Origin of the sequence: Microvirga rosea (assembly GCF_020595095.1) — a bacterium.
In the GTDB taxonomy this organism is placed as follows: domain Bacteria; phylum Pseudomonadota; class Alphaproteobacteria; order Rhizobiales; family Beijerinckiaceae; genus Microvirga; species Microvirga rosea.
In genome coordinates this window covers 366656-388168 of the sequence record NZ_JAJDOP010000003.1, presented here as the reverse complement: position 1 = coordinate 388168, position 21513 = coordinate 366656, and the positions used below count along the sequence as shown (strand labels likewise).

The window sequence follows — 21513 nt, the reverse complement described above, 5'->3', positions numbered from 1 at the left end:
GATGGACACCGGAGTTTCGAGCGACATTCGCGTCGAGAAGCGGGAATCCTACGGGAGCTTCCTCAAGACGCACTTCCGCGACTACGGCATGCTCGTGTCGTTGCTCGTCATTATGGCGTTTTTCCAGGTGATGACCGGCGGCACTCTTCTGAAGCCGCTCAACCTCACCAACCTGGTGCTTCAGAACAGCTACATCGTCATCATGGCGCTTGGCATGCTGCTGGTCATCGTTTCGGGCCATATCGACCTGTCGGTCGGCTCGATCGTGGGCTTTATCGGCGGGCTTGCGGCCGTTTTGATGGTGAAGTTCGACATCCACTTCGTTCCGACCATCATCATCTGCCTCCTTGTCGGGGCCTTGATCGGAGCCGTCCAGGGCTATTGGGTCGCGTTCCTGAAGGTCCCGTCCTTCATCGTGACGCTCGCCGGAATGCTTGTATTCAAGGGGCTCCAGCTCTCGCTTCTCGGTGGCCAGTCCGTTGGTCCGTTCCCGGTGACCTTCCAAAGGTTGAGTTCGGGCTTCATTCCCGATGTCGGGGTGATCGATACGATCAATCTCACATCCCTCACGCTCGGGGTGGTGACGACCGCGGCCCTGATCTATTTCAGCTATCGGACCCGGCTGAACCAGCAGAAGCACGCGGTCGAAACGGCGCCCTTCGGGTTTTTCGTTTTCAAGAATGCGCTTCTGGCGGTTCTTCTCATCGGTTTCAGTTACCTGCTTTCCACCTATCGCGGGCTGCCGAACGTCCTGGTGATCATGTTCGCACTCGTGGCGCTCTATGCGTTCGTCACCAACCGGACGACCATCGGCCGGAGAATCTATGCCCTCGGCGGCAACGAAAAGGCCGCGAAGCTCTCCGGTATCAAGACCGAACGGCTGACCTTTCTGACCTTCGTCAACATGGGTGTGCTCGCGGCGCTGGCGGGCCTGATCTTCGCGGCCCGTCTCAATACGGCAACGCCCAAGGCGGGCCTCGGCTTCGAGCTCGACGTCATTGCCGCCTGCTTCATCGGCGGCGCTTCCGCTTACGGCGGCGTCGGCAAGGTGACGGGTGCCGTCATCGGTGCCTTCGTGATGGGGGTGATGAACAACGGCATGTCGATCCTCGGCATCGGGATCGATTACCAGCAGGTCATCAAGGGCCTGGTGCTCCTGGCAGCCGTGACGTTGGACGTATACAACAAGAAGAAATGAGCCGGAGGGGCCGGGTCATGCATGGGCCGCGAGCTCGACCAGGCGTTCGGTCAGGGCGCTGCCAGGATCGGCGAGCCCGGCGATCACGTCGAAGTGGTGCGCGCCCTGAACCTCATGGACCTTGGCGATCGCATCCATGGCCGTCCATTGAGTGACGAAGTCCCGCGACTGACGGAGGAATTCGCTGCTTTCCGCGCCACCGACGACGGCAACGATGCGGCTGTCCGCAGGAGGCTTGTCGTAGATCGGGCTAAGGCGACGCGCTTCCTCGACGGTGAGGCCGAGCGCTTTGTTGATCGAAGTCGGAACAAGGGGAGCCAAGTCGAACAGTCCCGAAATCGGCATTCCGGCCCGGATGGGGCGCTTCAGGTTCTTCGTGCTTCGAGCCATGAGGCATGCGGTCAGATGACCTCCCGCGGAGTGACCTGTGGCAACGAGCGGCCGCCCGAAACGCTGCATGAGGAAATCGGCTGCCGTTTCCATCTCGGCCACGATACCGCTCAGGGTGATATTCGGCGCCAGATCGTAGCTGGGTATGGCGACCGTGAAACCGCGTTCATTGGCACCGCGGGCGAGATGGCTCGAGGAAGACTTGTCGAAGGCCTGCCAGTACCCGCCATGGATGAACAGCACGATCGGGCCACCCGCGTCACCCCCCGGCGGATGGAACAGGTCGAGGCAGTGCCGTTCTCCCGGACCGTAAGCGACATCGATCTCGCAAGGCGCCGTGGCTCTGTAGACGGCCGCGTCCCGGTGCCATCCGGCGATATGCACTCCATGATCCGCGACCCGCGCCCGATTGTTGTACTCGGCTTCGAAATCGAGCTGTGTGTCCGTCACCGGCGCAATCTCCTCAAACGTGCAGATAACGATCCTTGAGCGTGGCGTCGGCCAAAAGCTCGGCGCTGGTCCCGGTCCAGACCGTTTGCCCCTTTTCAAGGATCACGTGACGGTCGGCGAAGGCCGCGAGAGCATTGACGTTCTTGTCGATGACCAGGATCGACTGATGCTCGGACCGAAGGTGCTTCAGACAATCCCAGATTTCCGCCCGGATGAGCGGCGCCAATCCTTCCGTCGCCTCGTCTAGGATGACGAGCTTCGGGTTGGTCATCAGGGCGCGTCCGATCGCGAGCATCTGCTGCTCGCCACCCGACAACTGCGTCCCGAGATTGGTCCGTCGTTCCTTAAGGCGGGGGAAAAGGGTGTAGACGGCATCGAGGGTCCAGCGTCGCGAGCCAAGTCGGGAGGAGGCCGTCGCCACGAGATTCTCCTCGACCGACAAGGTCGGGAAGATCTGCCTTCCTTCCGGCACGAGGCCGATCCCGGCCTTGGCGACGCGGTAAGGCGCAAGGCCGGTCACCGGGGTGCCATCGAAGCGGACCTCGCCTCCGTGAGGGTGCAGCAGACCCATGATGGAACGGATCGTGGTGGTCTTTCCCATGCCGTTCCGGCCGAGCAAGGTCACGACCTCTCCGGGTCCGATGTCGAAAGACACATCGAACAGGACCTGGGCGGCGCCATAGGAGGCCTGCAGGTTGCGAACCGAGAGCATCAGGCCATCTCCTCCTCGCCGAGATACGCGGCGCGCACTTCCGGATTGTGACGGATTTGTTCCGGTGTGCCCGTGGCGATCAATCGTCCGTAAACGAGGACGCTGATGCGGTCCGCCAGAGAGAAGACCGCCTCCATGTCGTGCTCGATGAGCAGGATCGTGGTCCGGCTCCGCAACCGTCGCAGCACCTCGACGACTCGGCGGGATTCTTCATGTCCCGTGCCTGCGAGAGGCTCGTCGAGAAGGAGAAGTTTGGGCTCGGTCGCCAGCGCGATGGCCAGTTCCAGTTGACGCTTCTCGCCATGGGAGAGGAGGCCCGCCAGCACGTGGGACCGGCTGCCGAGCCCGACCAGGTTGAGGCATTCCATGGCTGGACCGTTCAGGTCCGGCTCCCGCGCAGCATTCCCGAAAAGGCGATAGCTTGAACCCGAGCGCGCCTGAACGGCGAGCGCGACATTCTCAAGGGCGGAAAATCCTGGGAGGACCGACGTGATTTGGAACGACCGGGCCAGTCCGCGCCGCGCCCGCTCATGCAAACGCAGGCCGGTGATATCCTGCCCGTCGAACAGCACCTGACCGGATCCGGATGGAGCAAGGCCCGAGATCTGATGGATCAGAGTGGTCTTCCCGGCGCCGTTCGGCCCGATAATCGCGTGAACCTCGCCCTCCGGAACAGAAAGGCTGACATCGTCGGTGACGATCAGGGCTCCGTAGTTCTTGCGCAGATTGCGCAGTTCGAGAAGCGGCTTAGTCATGACGCCCTCCCGGAACGAGCCCCATGATGCCGCCCCGAACGAAAAGGACGATCAGGATCAGGACAGGGCCGAACACCATCTTCCAGTTCTCGACGAGGCGAGACTGGAGGTCGCTGCTCAGCATGAAGCTCGCCAGATGAAGGATCTCCGGCAGGAATTCCTCGAGCAGCAGAAAGGCGGCGGCGCCGACGATGGCGCCATGAAGGCTCCCGAGCCCGCCGAGAACCACCATGAAGATCAGCTCGCCCGAGCGTTGCCATGTCATGAAGGATGGACTGATGAACTCGGCCTGATTGGCAAGGAGGACACCGGCAAGACCTGCCATCATGCCGCTGATCACATAGGCGAGGAGCTGGAAACGGAATGGGTGAAAGCCGATGGCTTCCATGCGGGTCGGGTTCTCCTTCGCGCCGCGCAGGACCCGGCCGAAGCGGGAGGAGACGATCTCCCGGGCAAGGACGTATACTCCGAGAAGGCAGATGAAGCAGAAGCCGTAGAAGACACGGTCGTTCTTGAGAATGGTCGTGCCCGCCAGGAGGCTTCTGGATGGAAGGGTCAACCCATCGTCGCCACCATAGGCGGCCAGGGACGTGGCGAGAAAGAACAGCATCTGGCCGAAGGCGAGGGTAATCATGATGAAATAGACGCCCTTGGTGCGCAGCGATATCGTGCCGGTTATCGCGGCGAACAGGCCGGATGCCGCAAGCGCGACGGGAATCTGCACAAGGGCGTCCTCCATCCCGTGGCTCGCAAGGATCCCGACAGCGTAGCCGCCGATGCCGAGGAACGCCGCGTGACCGAAGCTGACCAGCGCGCCATAGCCGAGGATCAGATCGAGCGAGAGCGCCGCGAGGCCGAAGATCATGACGCGGCACAGCAAGGACAGCACATAGCCTTCCGCCCCGGACAGGGCGGCAAGGAAAGGGGCAATCGCCAGGGCGCCGAAGAGAATGAGCGGAACGCGTTCGATCCGAGGGGCGGGAGGCACAATGGAAGCCGATTGCATGCGCGCGATGTCCGTCATGGGAGCACCCTATCGCTTGGCCGGGAAAAGGCCGGAGGGCCGGAAAAACAGCACGGCAGCCATGAAGATGTAGATCAGCATCGGCGCGACGGCACGCCCGGTTTGGCTTGCCGTGGCGGGATCGAGAAAGAACCGCAGGATATTGGGCGCGAAGGACCTTCCGACCGTATCGACAAGACCGATCAGAATGGCGGCCAGGAACGCGCCCCGGATCGAGCCGATTCCGCCGATGACGATCACCACGAAGGCAAGGATCAGGATGTTGTCGCCCATGCCGGGCTCGACCGAGAGGATGGGAGCCACCATGGCCCCCGCAAAGCCCGCCAGCATGGCGCCAAACCCGAAGACCACCATGAAAAGTCGTTGAATGTTGACGCCCAGGGCGGAAACCATCTGGGGGTTCGTGGCGCCGGCGCGCACCAGCATGCCGACGCGGGTGCGGCTGACCAGAACATACAGAAGAAGGGCGACCGCAAGGCCCGCTGCGATGATCACCAGCCGATAGACCGGATAAAGCAGCCCGTCGGTGATTTCGATCGATCCGGAAAAGATTTCGGGCACGGGCACGTTGAGCGGCGCGGCGCCCCAGATGAATTTGACCGCCTGGTTCAGAAAAACGATCACGCCGAACGTCGCGAGAACCTGATCCAGGTGATCGCGGTCATAAAGATGACGGAAGATCAGCACTTCGAGAAGCAGCCCGAAGGCGAGGGCGGTCGGCAATGCCAGGAGAAGCGCAAGGCCGAAATTTCCCGTCCAGGCGCTGAACGCCGCCACCAGATAGGCGCCGACCATGTACTGAACGCCATGGGCCAGATTGATGAAGTCCATCACGCCGAACACGAGGGTCAATCCCGCGGCGATCAGGAACAGGATTAGCCCGAATTGAAGACCGTTCAGGGCCTGGATGAGAAGAAGAGTTGCTGTCATCGGCACTCAAGGCGATGTCGGAGGTGTCTGGATCGGTGCCGTCACCAGCCGTCCGGATCAAATCGCTTCTGCTGTGAAGGACGAGCCCCGTCCCAACGGCGGAACGGGGCTCGGACGCTCGGCTCGCAGCTTTAGTTCGTGGCCGCGCATTCCTTGGCATAGGCATCCGTATAGTCGTCGAATACCTTTTCTTCGATCTCGGTCTGGAACTTGCCGTCCGACCGCTTGGCGACTTTCACCAGATAGAAATCCTGGATCGGGAAGCCGTTGGTGCCGAACTTGAAGTCGCCGCGCAGGGACTTGAAATCGGCCTTCTTAAGGGCGGCGCGGAGCGCGTCCTTGTCTTCGGTCTTGCCGCCGGTCGCCTTCAAGGCGCTGTCGATCAGGAGCGCAGCGTCGTAGGCGTGCATGGAATAGGAGCCGGGAACGGAGTTGTAGGCCGCCTCGTAATCCTTCACGAAGGTCTTGTTCTGGGGTGTGTCGAGATTGGGCGCCCAGTTCGAGCCGCCGAACATGCCGACAGCCGCGTCCTGCTGGGCGGGGAGTGTGGATTCATCCACCGTGAAGGCGGACAGGAACGGAATGCGATCCGCCAATCCCGCGGCGCGGTACTGCTTCACGAGGTTCACGCCCATGCCGCCGGGCATGAAGGTGAAGATCGCATCGGGCTTCATGGAGGCGATCTTGGCGAGTTCCGACTGGAAGTCGAGGGTGTTCAGCGGAACATAGGATTCCTCGACGATCTCGCCCTTATAGTGTCTCTTGAACCCGGCGAGGGCGTCCTTGCCCGCCTGGTAGTTCGGCGCCAGCAGGTAGACCTTCTTGTAGCCCCGGTCCTGAGCCACCTTGCCCAACACCTCGTGGTTCTGATCGTTCTGGTACGACGTCGCGAAGAAGAACGGGCTGCAGCTCTTGCCGGCGAGGTTCGAAGGACCCGCATTGGTGCTGATGTAGAACGTCTTGGCGTCGACGATCGGCTTCTGGATCGCCACCGCGACGTTCGAGAAGATCGGGCCGACGACGAAATCGACCTTGTCGCGCTCCAGCAGTCCTTTGACCTTGGTGACGGCGACATCTGGCTTCAGCTCGTCATCGACGACGATCACGTCGACGTCACGTCCGCCGAGCTTGCCGCCGAGGTCCTTGACGGCGAGCTGAAAGCCGTCGCGGGCCTGCTGCCCCAGAACCGCGGATGGGCCCGAAAGGGTCAAAACGAGGCCGACCTTGAGCTTCTCCTGCGCCAGGGCCGGCGAGGCCGCCAAGCCCATGGCGGCTGCGAAGCCCAGGCATTTGATTGTCAGGTTCATCATGTACTCCCGAGTGGCTGTTCCCTGCGCACGGTGGACCGCGCTGCATCGTTGTTCCGGCGGGACTCGATTGGGTCTCGCCGATGCTCGGCCGTAATCTGCCGCAATTCGAGCCGACCGAACACTCCTTTTCTGTCGAGCCGGTCGACTCTGTTCCCAGTTCGGGATTGCCAAGCAATATTTGAAGCTTTAAATAATTTTAGGAATTCTTCAAGCGGATTGTTCCGCCGAAGCGGGCGCGACGAACGACGCCCGTCCGACATGACCGGACAGAGGAACGGACGATGGCGTACACGGCTCACGTCGATACTTTTGCAAGAGAAAACCTCCCTCCGCAGGATCAATGGCCGGCTTTCATTCATGACCGGCCGGAACTGCGCTACCCCGAGCGCCTCAACTGCGCGTGGGCCTTTCTTGATCGATGGGTTGAGGAGGGCAGAGGCGACGCCGTGTGTCTCGTCAGTCCGTCCGAGACCTTGACCTACAAAGAGCTTCAGGAACGGGTGAACCGGATCTGCAACGTGCTTGTGGAGAAGCTCGGCTTTGTCCCGGGGAACCGGGTTCTGCTCCGCTCGGCGAACAATCCCATGATGGTCGCGCTCTATCTCGCGGTCCTCAAGGCAGGCGGCGTGGTGGTGGCGACGATGCCGCTTTTGCGCGCAAAGGAAATCGCCTACCCGATCACCAAGGCCAAGATCACGATCGCGTTCTGTGACCACCGCCTGGCCGATGAAATGGAGAAGGCGCGGGGCCTCGTTTCCGAGCTGGAGCACGTGGTTTACTGGGGAGGCTCCGGACAGGACGGCCTCGACGCGCTGCTCGCCGATGCCTCGCCCGAGTTCGAGGCCGTCGAGACGGCGTCGGACGATGTCTGCCTCATCGGCTTCACCTCCGGCACTACGGGCGAGCCCAAGGGCACGATGCATTTCCATCGGGACATGCTGGCGATTTGCGATGCCTACGCGGGCAATGTTCTGCGTGCCGCTCAGTCGGACCGCTTCATCGGTTCGCCCCCGCTCGCCTTCACGTTCGGCCTGGGAGGGATCGTCCTGTTTCCCATGCGGATCGGCGCCTCGACGGTTCTTCTCGAAAAAGCCGGTCCCGACGACCTCCTGCCCGCCATTGCGCGGTATGGGGCGACGGTCTGCTTCACCGCGCCGACCGCTTACCGGGCGATGCTGCCCAAACTCAAGGATTACGATATTTCCCACCTCCGGAAATGCGTTTCCGCCGGCGAGCCGCTCCCGCGGGACACCTTCAGGGCCTGGAAGGACGCCACCGGAATCAGCCTGATGGACGGAATCGGCGCCACGGAGATGCTCCATATCTTCATCGCCGCCTGCGAGGAGGAGATCCGTCCCGGCGCCACCGGCAAGCCGGTGCCGGGTTACGAGGCCAAGATCATCGACGAAATGGGACGGGATCTCCCTCCGGGGGCTGTTGGCCGCTTGGCGGTTCGCGGACCAACGGGCTGCCGCTATCTCGCCGACGAACGGCAGAGCAAATACGTCCAGGACGGCTGGAACGTGACGGGCGACACCTACCTTTTGGATGAGGACGGGTACTTCTGGTACCAGGCGCGCTCGGACGACATGATCGTCTCGTCGGGCTACAACATCGCCGGCCCCGAGGTCGAGGCGGCGCTTCTAACCCATCCGGCCGTGGCCGAGTGTGGCGTCGTCGGCGCGCCGGACGACGACAGGGGTATGATCGTCAAGGCCTACGTGGTCTTGCGGGAAGGGCATTCCGCGAGCCCTGATCTCACCAAGCTTCTGCAGGAGCACGTCAAGGCCGAGATCGCCCCCTACAAGTATCCGCGCGCGATCGAATACGTGGAAGCTCTTCCCAAGACCCAGACCGGCAAGCTGCAGCGGTTTGCCCTGCGCCAAATGGCGGGACCGTCGAAAAGCGGGGCGGACCAGGCCTCTGCTGCTTGATGTCCAATTGTTTTAAGCTTAAAATAAATCTTATGCAGCGTCGGATGGGCTTGTCATGAAAACGGCTATCGTCGGCGGAGGACCCGCAGGGCTCTATTTCGCCATCCTCATGAAGAAACAATGGCCGCAGGCGGATGTGGCCGTCTACGAGCGGAATCGCGCGGACGATACCTTCGGGTTCGGTGTCGTGTTCTCGGACGCGACCCTCGACAACTTCGAGAAGTACGACCGGCCGAGCTACGACCGCATCACCCGGGAATTCGCCTATTGGGACGACATCGCCATTCACTTCAAGGGAACGGTCCACCGCGTCGGCGGAAACGGCTTCTGCGGGTGCTCGCGCCGGACCCTGCTGCTGATCCTCCAGGACCGTGCGGCGGAACTCGGAGTGAAGCTCCATTATCAAGCTGACATCGACGACGAGAGCATTTTCGCCGACGCGGATCTCGTAGTTGTCGCGGATGGAATCAACAGCCGCTTTCGCGAACGCTATGTCGAGCATTTTGCCCCTGAGGTGGATCTGCGTCCCAACAAGTTCGCCTGGATGGGTTCGACGAAGCCTCTCGACGCCTTCACGTTCATCTTCCAGGAGACCGAGTGGGGGCCGTTCATCGCGCACGCTTATCAATACGAAGCGAATCGCTCCACCTGGGTCTTCGAGACCGACCCGGAGACTTTCGAACGCGCAGGGCTTGGCCACAAGACCGAAGCCGAAGCGGCGGCTCTGATGGAGCAGGTGTTCGGCTGGTTCCTGGATGGGCATAAAATCCTGACCAACCGGTCGATCTGGCGTAACTTCCCCATGATCAGGAACAAGCGCTGGGTTCGCGGCAACATGGCGCTGCTGGGGGACGCGAAGGCGACGGCGCATTTTTCGATCGGTTCCGGCACCAAGCTCGCCATGGAAGACGCCATCGCGCTCTATGAGTCCTTGCTGCGCGATCAATCCGTGGAGAAAGCGCTGGCTCTCTACGAGACCGGCCGCCGCGAGGAGGTGGAAAAGACCCAGCACGCCGCGGATGTGTCCCTGGTCTGGTTCGAGCACGTTGCACGCTTCTGGAACTTCGATCCGGTCCAGTTCTCCTTTGGGGTGATGACACGCTCCAAAGCCATCACGTATGACAACCTCCGCCTCCGGGCACCGGAATTCGTGCGGGAAGTGGACCGTATGTTCGCCCGCCACGTGCGGCAGGCGGGCTTCGACGTGTCGATCGAAAAGCCGATCGCTCCCATGTTCCAACCGATGCGGCTGCGGGATATGACCATCCCGAATCGCGTCGTTGTTTCGCCGATGGATATGTACTCGGCGGTGGATGGGGTGCCCGGAGACTGGCATCTGGTGCATTACGGCTCGAGGGCGACGGGCGGCGCCGGCCTGATCTTCACCGAAATGACCTGTGTGTCGCCCGAGGCGCGCATCACCTTAGGCTGTACCGGGCTTTGGAACGACGAGCAGGAGAAAGCCTGGAAGAGGGTCGTGGATTTCATCCATGGCCACTCGGCAACGAAGATCTGCCTTCAGCTTGGTCATGCGGGCCGCAAGGGAGCCACGAAGCTGATGTGGGAGGGCATCGACCGCCCGCTCGAAGCGAACGCGTGGGATATCTGCTCCGCCTCGCCCATTCCGTATTTTCCCGATAGTCAGGTGCCCCGTGAAGCCACCCGCGCCGACATGGATGCGATCAAAGCGCAGTTCGTGTCCGCCGCGGAGCGAGGTGCGCGAGCCGGGTTCGACATGCTCGAGCTGCACTGCGCCCACGGATACCTGCTGGCGAGTTTCATCTCCCCTCTGACGAACCGGCGCTCGGACGAATACGGCGGCTCCCTCGAAAATCGCCTGCGGTATCCTCTCGAGGTCTTCGACGCCATGCGCGAGGTCTGGCCCGCTCACAAGCCGATGTCCGTTCGCATCTCGGCAACCGACTGGGCGGAAGGGGGGCTGAGCGGCGAGGAAGCGGTAGCCGTGGCGCAGGCGTTTGCCGAGCATGGTGTCGATCTCGTCGATGTGTCGACCGGGCAAACGGTGCGGGAGGCGAGGCCTATCTACGGCCGAATGTTCCAGACACCCTTCTCGGATCAGGTCCGCAACGAGGCGAAAGTCGCCACCATGTGCGTCGGCAACATCACGACGGCTGATCAGGTCAATACGATCCTGGCCGCCGGACGCGCCGACCTCGTCGCCTTGGGCCGGCCGCATCTCGTCGATCCGTTCTTCACCATGAAGGCCGCAGCTTGGTACGGCGCCGGCGATATTCATTGCCCGCCCCAGTACCTTGCGGGTAAGGAGCAGATCTTCCGTAACTCCGTTCGCGATCGCCAGGATTTCGAGGAGCTGAAGCTCCGTGCGAAGCCGAAGACGCGGGCTGAACTGAAAATGGAGGCGGGAGCCACGTCTCTCGCCGCTGAATAGTTATGAATGGCATCGAGCTTCAGGGCCGTCACGCCCTGGTCACCGGAGGAGGGCGCGGCATCGGTCGTTCCATTGCCGAGGTTCTCTCCGGGGCCGGGGCGTCGGTGACCGTGCTGGGCCGTGATCGCGCGGTTCTGGAGAGTGCCGTGCGGGACGGGGCGGCTCACGGGTACGTTGTCGCCGACGTCACGGATTCGAATTCGATACAGGCGGCCTTCCACGCTGCGACTGGCGATCGGGGAGCCGTCGATCTGGTGATTGCCAACGCAGGATCGGCCATTTCCGCACCTTTCCTGAAGACCGGCCCCGATGCGTTCAGGCAGATGCTCGACGTCAACCTGTTGGGCGTCACCAACGCGGCACAGGCGGCGCTTGCATCAATGGTGGACCAGGGATTCGGTCGCATCATTGCCGTTGCGTCAACGGCCGGACTGAAGGGATATCCCTATGTGACCGCCTATTGCGCGGCCAAGCATGCGGTGATCGGATTCATACGGGCTCTTGCGCTGGAAACCGCAAGGACCGGGGTAACCGTCAATGCCGTTTGCCCAGGATATACGGACACGGATCTCGTCGGGGAAAGCCTGAACCGGATCGTCGAGAAAACCGGCCGAAGCCGTGAAGAGGCTTTGAAAGAGTTCGTTAAACACAACCCGCAAGGACGCCTTGTTACCCCTCGCGAGGTGGCCGATGCCGTGCTCTGGCTCTGTGGCCATGGAGCTTCCGCCATTACGGGGCAGGCAATTCCGGTGGCCGGGGGGGAGATCTGACATGAGCGATCAAGCCATTCCCCTGGATGCCGAGACGAAGGCGTTCGAACTGCCCGAGGATCATCGGGACGAGTTGCGGCTTTGGCTGCGCCTCCTGACCTGTTCCACCCTGATCGAAGGCGAGGTTCGGCGTCGCCTGCGGGAACGTTTCGACGTGACGCTACCCCGATTCGACCTGATGGCGCAGCTCGACAAAGCTCCCGATGGCATGACCCTGTCGGACTTGTCGAAGCGGATGATGGTATCCAACGGCAATCTGACCGGCCTTGTGGAGCGGCTGGTTTCATCCGGCCATCTCGAGCGCCGCGTGTCCGAGCTGGATCGCCGGGCGCAAATCATCAGGCTGACGACCACCGGGAGAGCGGAGTTCCGCACAATGGCCGCAGAGCATGAGGCGTGGATCGCCGATCTTTTCGGCGGCCTGACGGAAAAGGAACAGCGGGATCTGATGCGGCTTCTTGCAAAGACCAAGTTTTCCGCTCGCCGCGCGATGTCGGGAGAAGCGGCATGACCCATTTGGCCAATCAGGTGACCCTGCCGCTGGCAGAGTACTCGCCCCGCCATTTCCTCCTCTCCGTGCAGGGCCCGGTGGCGACCGTCACGCTCAACCGTCCGGAGAAGAAGAATCCTCTCACGTTCGAGAGCTATCGGGAACTTACGGATTTCTTCCACGCCTGCGCGCGGGACGAAGCCGTCAAGGCGATCGTCATCACAGGTGCGGGGGGCAATTTCTCGTCAGGCGGCGACGTCTTCGAGATCATCGGACCGCTCGTCGAAATGGACACCAAGGGACTGACGGCTTTCACGCGGATGACAGGTGAGCTGGTCAAGGCGATGCGTGCGGCTCCCCAGCCGATCGTCGCGGCGGTCGATGGTATCTGCGCCGGCGCAGGCGCTATCGTTGCCATGGCGTCGGATATCAGGATTGCGTCTCCGGGCGCAAAAGTCGCCTTCCTGTTCAACAAGGTAGGCCTTGGCGGTTGTGACATGGGCGCCTGCGCCATCCTGCCGAGGATCATCGGGCAGGGGCGGGCCTCCGAGCTTCTCTATACCGGCCGCTTCATGAGCGCGGAGGAGGGCGAGCGTTGGGGATTCTTCAGCCGCCTCGTCGGGGCGGAGACCCTCTTGGAGGAGGCCTCGCGTCTCGCGCACGGGATCGGAACCGGCCCCACCTTTGCCAACACCATGACGAAGCGCATGCTTGCCATGGAATGGGCCATGTCGGTTGAGGAGGCGATCGAGGCTGAGGCTGTCGCGCAGGCCCTCTGCATGACCACGGAAGACTTCGCCCGTGCCTACCGGGCATTCGCAGCAAAAGAGAAGCCCGTTTTTCAAGGAGACTAAGATGATCGATCAAAGTTTCCTGTCCTGGCCGTTCTTCGAGGAGCGGCACCGCCGGTTTGCGCACGCGTTGGGAGAGTGGGCGGACACGGCTCTCGAGGAAGAAGTCGACCATGACGACGTGGACGGCTCCTGCCGCGCACTCGTGCGAAGACTTGGCGAGGACGGATGGCTCAAGGTCGTCGTTCCGCACGATTACGGCGGACTGACCCCGGCCTTTGACGTGCGCCTTCTCTGCCTGGCGCGGGAGACGCTGGCTTATCGGGATGGCCTTGCGGACTTTGCCTTTGCCATGCAGGGGCTGGGAACCGGCGCCGTCACCTTGTTCGGTTCCGATGCCTTGAAGGGTTTCTATCTGCCCCGCGTCGCGCGGGGAGAGGCCATTGCGGCTTTCGCATTGTCGGAGCCGGAGGCAGGTTCCGATGTGGCTGCGATGGCCACCACCGCGACGCCCGACGGAGCGGGACATGTGCGGATCGACGGCGTCAAAACCTGGATTTCGAACGGCGGCATTGCGGATCACTACGTGGTGTTCGCCCGATCGGGCGAGGGGCCGGGCGCTCGTGGGCTTTCGGCCTATATGGTGGACGCAGACACTCCCGGGCTCATCGTCGAAGAGCGTATCGACACCATCGCCCCGCATCCCCTTGCAACCCTCCGGTTCGAGGGCTGCCGTGTTCCGCTGTCCCATCGTATCGGGGCGCCGGGCGAAGGATTCAAGGTCGCCATGGCAACCCTGGACGTATTCCGTTCAACCGTCGGCGCCGCGGCCCTGGGCTTCGCGCGACGGGCCATGGATGAGGCATTAAAGCACGCGTCCTCGCGCCATCTCTTCGGCGCTCCCCTCTCGGATTTGCAGATGACGCAGGCGGCCCTAGCCGAGATGGGGACCCTGGTGGATACATCCGCGCTTGCGGTTTATCGGGCAGCCTGGACGAAAGACCACGGTGCTCCGCGCATTACCCGGGAGGCGGCACTCGCCAAGCTCCACGCCACGGAATCGGCTCAGACCGTGATCGACAAGGCCGTGCAGATCTTCGGTGGGGCGGGTGTGCGTAAGGGCATGAAGGTTGAGGAGCTCTATCGCGACATCCGGGCACTGCGCATTTACGAGGGAGCGACCGAGGTCCAAAAGGTCGTCATCGCCCGTGAGATGCTGAAACTGCTGGCGGCACAGTCCCATCCCGGGACGGCCTCGCACCGGGCGTCGGCTTGAGGCGCGCGGATGATGAGCGACATCCGTTCTTCCGAAGCGACTTTGCCGACTGCCGTGAACCGCGCATGGCGGACGACGGTGCCGGTGCGGTTCTCCCATTGCGATCCGGCCGGTATCGTTTACTTCGCGCGCTATTTCGACATCCTCAACGGCGTCGTCGAAGACTGGTTTTGCGAGTGTCTCGGCATCGATTACCACGACATGATCGGGCCCCGGAGAACCGGGCTCGGTTTCGTCAGTGCCGGCGCTGAATTCACAAAGCCCGGATTCATGGGCGATCACCTGGACTGCGCCATTGTGATCGAGCGGATCGGCCGTTCGTCCCTGACCTTTCATATTCATGCAACCCGTGCGGAGGAGCCGATCCTTGTCGCACGGATGGTCATGGTCACCACTTCCCTCGAAACCCACCGCTCCATCCCGCTGCCCGACGATTTGCGCGCAGCCCTCGAGCGCTACTGGGAGAACCTTCAGTGACATCCGCGATCAAGACAACGATTCCGTCAGCCTCTCCCGGTCGGGTGGAGCCTTTGCACCCGAAGAACTGGCCGCAGCCGAAAGGTTATTCCAACGGAATGATGGCGGAGGGCAGGCTCCTCGTAACCGGCGGGATCGTGGGCTGGGACGAGGCTGGCGTTTTCCCGCAGGGCTTCGTGGCGCAGGCCCGGCAGACCCTTCTCAATATCCGGTCCATTCTTGCGGAGGGAGGCGCGGGCCCCCAACACCTGATGAGGCTGACCTGGTATGTGGTCGATATCGATGACTACCTGGCCAACCTGCGGGATCTCGGAAAGGCGTACCGCGAAGTGCTGGGTCCCCACTACCCTGCCATGGCCCTCGTCCAGGTCGTTCGGCTCGTCGAGAAGGAAGCGTTGCTCGAGATCGAGGCAACCGCGGTTGTTCCCAAAAGCATTTAAGTGACGGAGGAGCCTTGATGGACGTTGTTCTCGAACGGCTGCCTGGGGCCGTTGCTTGCGTTCGGATCGACCGGCCGGAAGCGCGCAATGCGCTGAGCAGAGCTGTGCGGGAGCGTCTTGCGGAGATCTTTACCGACCTCGCGGCCGATGACGGCGTGTCTTGTGCCGTGCTGACCGGAACCGACAAGGTTTTCGCAGCGGGAGCCGACATCAAGGCAATGTCGAACGCTCAGCCTGTCGACATGATGCTGCGGGCCGGCGAACGGACATGGGCACCGATAAAGGATTTTCCGAAGCCGCTGATCGCGGCCGTCAATGGCTTTGCCCTTGGAGGTGGCTGCGAGCTCGCGATGCATGCGGATATCATCATCGCAGGCGAGGGCGCGCGGTTCGGACAGCCTGAAATCAAGGTCGGGATCATCCCCGGAGCCGGGGGGACACAGCGCCTCGTCCGTGCTGTTGGGAAGTTCAAGGCCATGAAAATCCTGCTGACGGGCGAGCCCGTCATGGCAAGGGACGCGGAGGCCATGGGCCTCGTGAGCGAAGTGGTGCCGGACGCGGAGGTTCTTGAGCGGGCCATCGACCTGGCCCGCCAAATCGCAGCACTGCCTCCGCTTGCTGCCCGCAAGATCAAGGAGCTGGTTCTTCAAGGCAGCGATCTTCCCTTGGAATCCGCGCTCGTGCTGGAGCGCCATGCGTTTCAGCTCATGTTTGGAACCGCCGACCAGAAGGAGGGCATGGCGGCTTTCCTGGAAAAGCGGCCCCCTTCCTTCACCGGACGCTGACGATGATCGACATGGCGCGCGACGACCTGACCCTGGGCATTGTGGGCGCAGGAATCATGGGGCGCGGGATTGCCCAGGTGGCGGCGGAGGCCGGAGTTCACGTCATCATGGCCGACGCTCGACCGGAAGCCGTCGATGAGGCGCGGGCCTTCTGTGCCGACATGATCAGGCGAAAAGTCGGAAAAGGCTTGCTCTCCGCCACGGATGCGGACGCCGCGGTCGAACGGATCCGTGGCGCGGAGCCGTCAGCGGGCAGCCCTTACCAGTCCCTCTCGCACTGTCACGTCGTCATCGAGGCGGTCGCGGAGCGGCTGGAGGTTAAACATGAGGTCATGGCTGCCCTCGAGGGCGTCGTCGACGAGGCGTGCATCCTGGCGACAAATACCTCATCTCTTTCAGTAACCGGCATCGCCGCGAAGGTTCGTCGCCCCGAACGGGTCGCCGGATTCCATTTCTTCAATCCGGTCCCTCTGATGCGGATCGTCGAAGTCATCGGAGGAGCCCGGACCGATGATGGCGTTTTGGTTGCACTGACCGATCTGGCCCGCCGGATCGGGCACAGGCCGATCCGTGCCACGGATACACCGGGCTTCCTGGTGAACCATGCCGGCCGTGCGTTCGGAACGGAAGCCCTGCGGATCGTCTCGGAGGGGATCGCCGACGTGGGCGATGTGGACCGGGTCATGACCGATGCCGCAGGTTTCCGCCTCGGCCCGTTCGAGTTCTTCGACCTGACAGGGCTCGATGTATCTCATCCGGTAATGGAGTCGATCTATCACCAGTACTACGAGGAACCGCGCTACCGCCCCGTCGGCATGTCGGCGCAGCGCCTGGCGGCGGGATTGCTGGGGCGCAAGACCGGGCAGGGCTTTTATCGCTACGTGAACGGGAAGGCGGATAAGACACCGGAGCCGCCGATGCCGTCTCCTGATACGTCCCGGCCGGTCTGGGTCTCGAACCGGTTTCCCAAGGACGCGGCAAACCTGCGTCTGATTTTCGAGCAGGCCGGCGCCGCGGTGGAAACCGGCGAGCGGCCATCGCCGGAAGCGATGGTCGTTCTCACCCCCTACGGCGAGGACACGACGACGGCAGCATTGGCCGAGACAGTCGATCCGGCCCGGTCCGTTGCCGTGGACTGCCTGCTCGGTCTCAAGCATCGGCGCACGATGATGCACACTCCCGCCACGGCCCCTAACATAATCCAATCAATTCAAGGGCTTCTTGCCGCCGATGGAACCGCCGTCACAGTCATCCATGACAGTCCCGGCTTCATCGCGCAGCGCATCATCGCCTGCATCGTCAATGTCGGTGCGGACATTGCTCAGCAGCGCATCGCGGCTCCCGAGGACATCAATGCGGCGACCGAGATCGGACTGGGATATCCACGCGGCTCGCTTCGCTTCGGAGACGAGCTGGGTCCTGCGAGGATCCTGCAGATACTGGAAGCCTGTCATGCGTTCTACGGTGATCCGCGCTACCGCCCGTCCCCCTGGCTCAAACGCCGCGCAATGCTGGGAATTCCCCTGACGGCACCGGAGCGGCTCGCATAGCGCCAGACCGAAGTCGGATTGCTAACCCGCTGATTTCCTGGCACCTGGGCCGTACTGGAGCTGGTACGGCCGGGTCCTGTTTGCCGCTGACCCAAACGAGTCCCCCTCATGCTTGAAGACCAAAAACTCATCCTGAATCAGTTCTTCACGCTCTGGGCCATGCTCGATCCGATCAGTCATTTGCCGCTTTTCCTCGGGGCGACCACGGAATTGAGCGGGAGCGAGCGGCGGCGGGCTGCCCTGATGGCCGTCGGGTTCGCATTTTTCATCCTGATGTTCTTCGGCATCGCGGGCCAGTTTCTCCTGCATGCGATGGGAATCTCGCTGATCTCCTTCCAGATCGCAGGCGGCATCATCCTTCTGCTATTCTCGGTTTCGATGGTCCTGTCCGAACCACCGTCAGCCGCGCGTGCGGCGACGGAGGCGTCCAGCAATGCCCTGAACGTTGCCGTCTACCCCCTGGGGACGCCCATCATCGCCGGCCCGGGGGCCATGCTGTCGATCATCATCCTGACCGACAACAACCGTTTCACCCTCGCAGAGCAGATGTCGACCTTCGGCGTTCTGGCCGTCGTCCTGGGGCTGCTCCTGAGCATTTTCCTTCTCGGCGACGTGATCGGGAAATTCCTCGGCCGGGGAGGGATCAACGTGCTCCGCCGCGTCATGGGCGTGATCCTGGCGGCCCTCTCGGTGAATTTGATCGTTTCCGCGCTCGCCGAATGGCTCAAACTGCCTCCGATCTGAGGCCTGTTGGGGGAGGGGAGTTTCCCCGAATCGACAGTTTTTCGGAGCTTTCTGGAACAGGTTCTCATTATTAGCCGGCAACCTGATTGCGGCCTGGGCCTAAGGGGGGTATGCAGAACGTTTGAGTTCTCCCGCAACCCTGAGGAATGAATGTCCGCAACCGCCGTCCTGATTCATCTCCTTGGCGAGATCGCCCTCCTCCTGTGGGGCATCAACATGGTCAACAGCGGTGTGCAGCGGGCCTTCGGCAGTGACCTGCGGTGGATCCTCGGGGTGGGCCTGAAGACGCGCCTCCATGCGTTCTTGGCGGGTCTCGGAGTGACGACGGTGCTGCAGAGCAGCACGGCCACCGCCCTGATGGTTGCGTCCTTCACGGCGGGCGGAGCGGTCGACCTGATCCCGGCTCTCGCGGTCATGCTCGGGGCGAATGTCGGTACGACACTGATCGTCCAGGTGCTGTCCTTCGATATCAGCCTGATTTTCCCGTTTCTGATCTTCGGCGGCTACATGGGTTTCCGCCGCGGCTCGACGAGCCGCGCCAGGGATCTGGGCCGGGTCGTCATCGGCCTGGGGCTCATGCTCCTCTCCCTGCACCTTCTCACGGAGACCATTCGTCCGATCGAGTCGTCGGTCGTCCTCAAGAGTCTCCTGGCTTCGATCGCTCCCGATCCGCTCATCCTGGTACTCCTGGCCGCCGCCCTTGCCTGGGCGGCCCATTCCAGCGTGGCGGCCTTGCTGTTCATCATGTCGCTCGCCTCCGCCGGTGTGATCGATTCCCATTCCGCTCTGGCGATGGTTCTCGGCGCCAATCTCGGCAGCTCCCTCAATCCGCTTCTGGAAGGGACCGGAGGCGATCCGGTGAAGCTGCGTGTGCCGTTCGGGAACCTGGCCATGCGCGTTGTGGGCTGCGCCGTCGCGCTTCCGCTGATCGATCCGCTTTTGGCGTATATGAGCATGTTCGACCCCAACCCATCGCGGTTGGCAGCGAATTTCCATACCCTCTTCAATGTCGTGCTCGCGGCGGTGTTCATCCTGCCGCTTCCGGCGATTGCGACCCTTCTGCTCCGTCTCTTTCCCGAAAAGGTCCGGGCCTCGGATCCCAGCGTTCCGCAATATCTCGATACGGATGCCTTGGACACGCCTTCCGTTGCCCTGTCGAATGCAGCCCGTGAGGTCCTTCGGATGGCGGATATCGTGGAGACGATGCTCAGGGGTTCGCAGGACCTCTTCCATGAGGGGGATGTCAGCCGCGTCGATGCCATCAGCCGGACGGACGACGTCGTCGATCGGCTGTACAGCGCCGTTCGCCGTTATTTAAGTTCCATCAATCACGAGGCTCTGAGCGACGAAGAGGCCAAGCGCCTGTCCGATATCCTGGCCTTCGCCATTAACTTGGAACATGTGGGCGATATCATCGACAAGAACCTGATGGAGCTCGCCGCGAAGCGCATCAAAAACCACCTGCGCCTGCCGAAGGACAGCCTTGCCGACATCGACAACATGCACGGCAAACTGCTGGAGCACCTCCAGCTTGCCGCATCGGTGCTGATGTTCCAGGACATCGGATCGGCCCGCCGCCTCGTTGCCGAGAAGGAGCGCTTCCGCGACCTGGAGCGGACGATCACGCAGCGGCATTTCGAGCAGCTGCGGTCCGGCAAGTCCATCGGCGATACCTCCGCGCTTCAGCTCGACATCGTTCGCGACCTGAAGCGGATCGAGGCTCACATTGCAGCGACGGCTCATTCCCTTCTCGAGCAGACAGGCGACCTGAAGCCGAGCCGATTGAGCTCCTGATCAGGATAAGCCGCCTCTCTCCTTCAAGACATGCCAGTCCGCGTACCGAACCTGCTCCGGCAAGCCGATATCGCGTCTTTCATGATCTGAAAGGTGGCTGAAGTTGGAAATCAACGGTCCATGCAGGCAGGTGGGCATCGGTTTCCACCACAGCTTTATGCGAAACCAAAGGTGTTCTACGCCGCGCAGGCGACGGACGTCTTCATACCTCATGGCAACCATCCGAGTTTGATCGAGCCTCAGGGAAGCTCCTTGATATGGGAAAAGGATGCGCCTCTCCGCCGGGCTTGACAAAGCGAAAGCCAGATGGCTGCCATAAGGAAGCCTTATGGATCGACCATGTCCAAACAGTCTCTCAAGCTCCCTCCCATGAGCGCCGTCCGCGTCTTCGAGGCGGCGGCGCGCCACCAGAGTTTTACCCGGGCTGCCGAGGAGCTGGGAATGACTCAAGCTGCCGTAAGCTATCAGATCCGCATGCTGGAGGATCGCGTCGGTGCACCTCTCTTTACCCGGCATGCCCGTCACGTCTCGCTGACAGCCCGCGGCAGCCAACTGGCTCCTGCAGTTACGGAGGCGTTCGAGCTTCTCAGGAACGCCTTCGACGGCATCGATGAGGCCGTTCAGACGACGCTGAGCATCACCACGGTGACGACCGTCGCGGCCAACTGGCTTGTTCCGCGGCTGGGCCGCTTTCAGCAGCTTCATCCGGGCATCGTCGTGCAAATCGACATCAACCAGCAGATCATCGATTTCGCCAAGCACGATTTCGATGTGGGAATTCGGAGCGGCACGGGGGTCTGGCCAGGCCTCGAAGCGCACTTGCTTTTTCCGAATCAGTTCACCCCGGTCTGCAGTCCAGAGCTGCTCCAGCAGGCGGACTTGAGAACACCGGCGGATCTCCTGAAGCTTCCTCTGATCGCTCCTAGCGACCCCTGGTGGATGGACTGGTTCAATTCGGCAGGCGTTCCACAGGCCGATCTTTCGAATCGGCCGGATTTTTCCCTGGGGGCGCAGCAATTCGAAGGAATGGCCGCCATGGCGGGGCAGGGTGTCGCCATGGTCAATCCCTTCTTCTTCCGGGGAGATCTGGCGGCCGGACGGCTCGTTAAACCCTTCGATCTGGTCGTCACGGCGGACCGAAGCTACTGGATCGTCTATCCCAAGGCCCGCCGTCGCGCTGCGAAGATACAGGCCTTCCGCGACTGGCTCATCAGCGAGGTCGCGGGCGATGCGGAAGGGTCCCAGCCTCCGCAGGCTCAAGCCGCATCGGCATGACGAGCGGC

Annotated in this window: 20 protein-coding genes; 14 read left to right on the top strand and 6 right to left on the bottom strand. The window is 62.3% G+C overall.

Features of this window, described 5'->3' with window-relative positions; genetic code table 11:
• The first annotated feature begins 1 nt into the window (after position 1).
• Positions 2-1198 carry a multiple monosaccharide ABC transporter permease gene (gene mmsB, locus LJD17_RS09780; RefSeq protein WP_227383984.1) on the top strand — a complete coding sequence of 399 codons (1197 nt, stop codon included), beginning with the start codon at positions 2-4 and terminating at the stop codon, positions 1196-1198.
• A gap of 15 nt (positions 1199-1213) precedes the next feature.
• On the opposite strand, the gene LJD17_RS09775 is transcribed toward mmsB, so the two are convergent.
• The 6 genes from LJD17_RS09775 to LJD17_RS09750 form a co-directional block, all read right to left on the bottom strand.
• Positions 1214-2038 carry an alpha/beta hydrolase gene (locus tag LJD17_RS09775; RefSeq protein ID WP_227383983.1) on the bottom strand — a complete coding sequence of 275 codons (825 nt, stop codon included), beginning with the start codon at positions 2036-2038 and terminating at the stop codon, positions 1214-1216.
• 13 nt (positions 2039-2051) lie between these two features.
• Entirely contained in the window at positions 2052-2750 is a 699-nt protein-coding gene (locus tag LJD17_RS09770) for an ABC transporter ATP-binding protein (protein ID WP_227383982.1), read from the bottom strand.
• The gene (locus LJD17_RS09765) at positions 2750-3505 is read right to left on the bottom strand and encodes an ABC transporter ATP-binding protein (protein ID WP_227383981.1); all 756 of its coding nucleotides are present in this window, start codon (positions 3503-3505) and stop codon (positions 2750-2752) included. Before LJD17_RS09765 ends, LJD17_RS09770 begins: the two co-directional genes overlap by 1 nt.
• On the bottom strand, positions 3498-4529 hold the full coding sequence (locus LJD17_RS09760; RefSeq protein WP_227383980.1) for a branched-chain amino acid ABC transporter permease: 1032 nt from the start codon (positions 4527-4529) through the stop codon (positions 3498-3500). The genes LJD17_RS09765 and LJD17_RS09760 overlap by 8 nt, the downstream gene beginning before the upstream one ends.
• A gap of 9 nt (positions 4530-4538) precedes the next feature.
• Entirely contained in the window at positions 4539-5459 is a 921-nt protein-coding gene (locus tag LJD17_RS09755) for a branched-chain amino acid ABC transporter permease (protein WP_227383979.1), read from the bottom strand.
• Between the two features lie 131 nt (positions 5460-5590).
• Positions 5591-6766 (bottom strand): ABC transporter substrate-binding protein, encoded by a 1176-nt coding sequence (locus tag LJD17_RS09750; RefSeq protein WP_227384296.1) that lies wholly within the window; start codon positions 6764-6766, stop codon positions 5591-5593.
• Positions 6767-7050: 284 nt separating this feature from the next.
• Here LJD17_RS09750 and LJD17_RS09745 point away from each other — a divergent pair, with 284 nt between their 5' ends.
• The 13 genes from LJD17_RS09745 to gcvA all read left to right on the top strand — a co-directional run bounded on the left by LJD17_RS09745 (position 7051) and on the right by gcvA (position 21505).
• Complete coding sequence (locus LJD17_RS09745; RefSeq protein ID WP_227383978.1) at positions 7051-8703, top strand: benzoate-CoA ligase family protein; 1653 nt, start codon at positions 7051-7053, stop codon at positions 8701-8703.
• Positions 8704-8758: 55 nt separating this feature from the next.
• On the top strand, positions 8759-11113 hold the full coding sequence (locus LJD17_RS09740; RefSeq protein ID WP_227383977.1) for a bifunctional salicylyl-CoA 5-hydroxylase/oxidoreductase: 2355 nt from the start codon (positions 8759-8761) through the stop codon (positions 11111-11113).
• A gap of 2 nt (positions 11114-11115) precedes the next feature.
• Positions 11116-11883 (top strand): SDR family NAD(P)-dependent oxidoreductase, encoded by a 768-nt coding sequence (locus tag LJD17_RS09735; protein ID WP_227383976.1) that lies wholly within the window; start codon positions 11116-11118, stop codon positions 11881-11883.
• A 1-nt stretch (position 11884) separates the two neighbouring features.
• Complete coding sequence (locus LJD17_RS09730) at positions 11885-12394, top strand: MarR family winged helix-turn-helix transcriptional regulator (protein ID WP_227383975.1); 510 nt, start codon at positions 11885-11887, stop codon at positions 12392-12394.
• The gene (locus LJD17_RS09725) at positions 12391-13227 is read left to right on the top strand and encodes an enoyl-CoA hydratase family protein (protein WP_227383974.1); all 837 of its coding nucleotides are present in this window, start codon (positions 12391-12393) and stop codon (positions 13225-13227) included. The genes LJD17_RS09730 and LJD17_RS09725 overlap by 4 nt, the downstream gene beginning before the upstream one ends.
• A gap of 1 nt (position 13228) precedes the next feature.
• Positions 13229-14440 carry an acyl-CoA dehydrogenase family protein gene (locus LJD17_RS09720; protein ID WP_227383973.1) on the top strand — a complete coding sequence of 404 codons (1212 nt, stop codon included), beginning with the start codon at positions 13229-13231 and terminating at the stop codon, positions 14438-14440.
• Between the two features lie 9 nt (positions 14441-14449).
• Positions 14450-14917: an acyl-CoA thioesterase gene (locus tag LJD17_RS09715; RefSeq protein WP_227383972.1), complete on the top strand. Its 468-nt coding sequence runs from the start codon at positions 14450-14452 to the stop codon at positions 14915-14917.
• Between the two features lie 8 nt (positions 14918-14925).
• Positions 14926-15357 carry a RidA family protein gene (locus LJD17_RS09710; RefSeq protein WP_227384295.1) on the top strand — a complete coding sequence of 144 codons (432 nt, stop codon included), beginning with the start codon at positions 14926-14928 and terminating at the stop codon, positions 15355-15357.
• Between the two features lie 17 nt (positions 15358-15374).
• Positions 15375-16142, top strand: a complete 768-nt coding sequence (locus LJD17_RS09705) for an enoyl-CoA hydratase-related protein (RefSeq protein ID WP_227383971.1) — start codon at positions 15375-15377, stop codon at positions 16140-16142.
• Positions 16143-16153: 11 nt separating this feature from the next.
• Complete coding sequence (locus LJD17_RS09700) at positions 16154-17692, top strand: 3-hydroxyacyl-CoA dehydrogenase (RefSeq protein WP_227383970.1); 1539 nt, start codon at positions 16154-16156, stop codon at positions 17690-17692.
• A 108-nt stretch (positions 17693-17800) separates the two neighbouring features.
• The gene (locus LJD17_RS09695; protein WP_227383969.1) at positions 17801-18436 is read left to right on the top strand and encodes a MarC family protein; all 636 of its coding nucleotides are present in this window, start codon (positions 17801-17803) and stop codon (positions 18434-18436) included.
• Between the two features lie 150 nt (positions 18437-18586).
• The gene (locus tag LJD17_RS09690; protein ID WP_227383968.1) at positions 18587-20230 is read left to right on the top strand and encodes a Na/Pi cotransporter family protein; all 1644 of its coding nucleotides are present in this window, start codon (positions 18587-18589) and stop codon (positions 20228-20230) included.
• Between the two features lie 339 nt (positions 20231-20569).
• On the top strand, positions 20570-21505 hold the full coding sequence (gene gcvA / locus LJD17_RS09685) for a transcriptional regulator GcvA (protein WP_227383967.1): 936 nt from the start codon (positions 20570-20572) through the stop codon (positions 21503-21505).
• Positions 21506-21513: the final 8 nt, after the last annotated feature.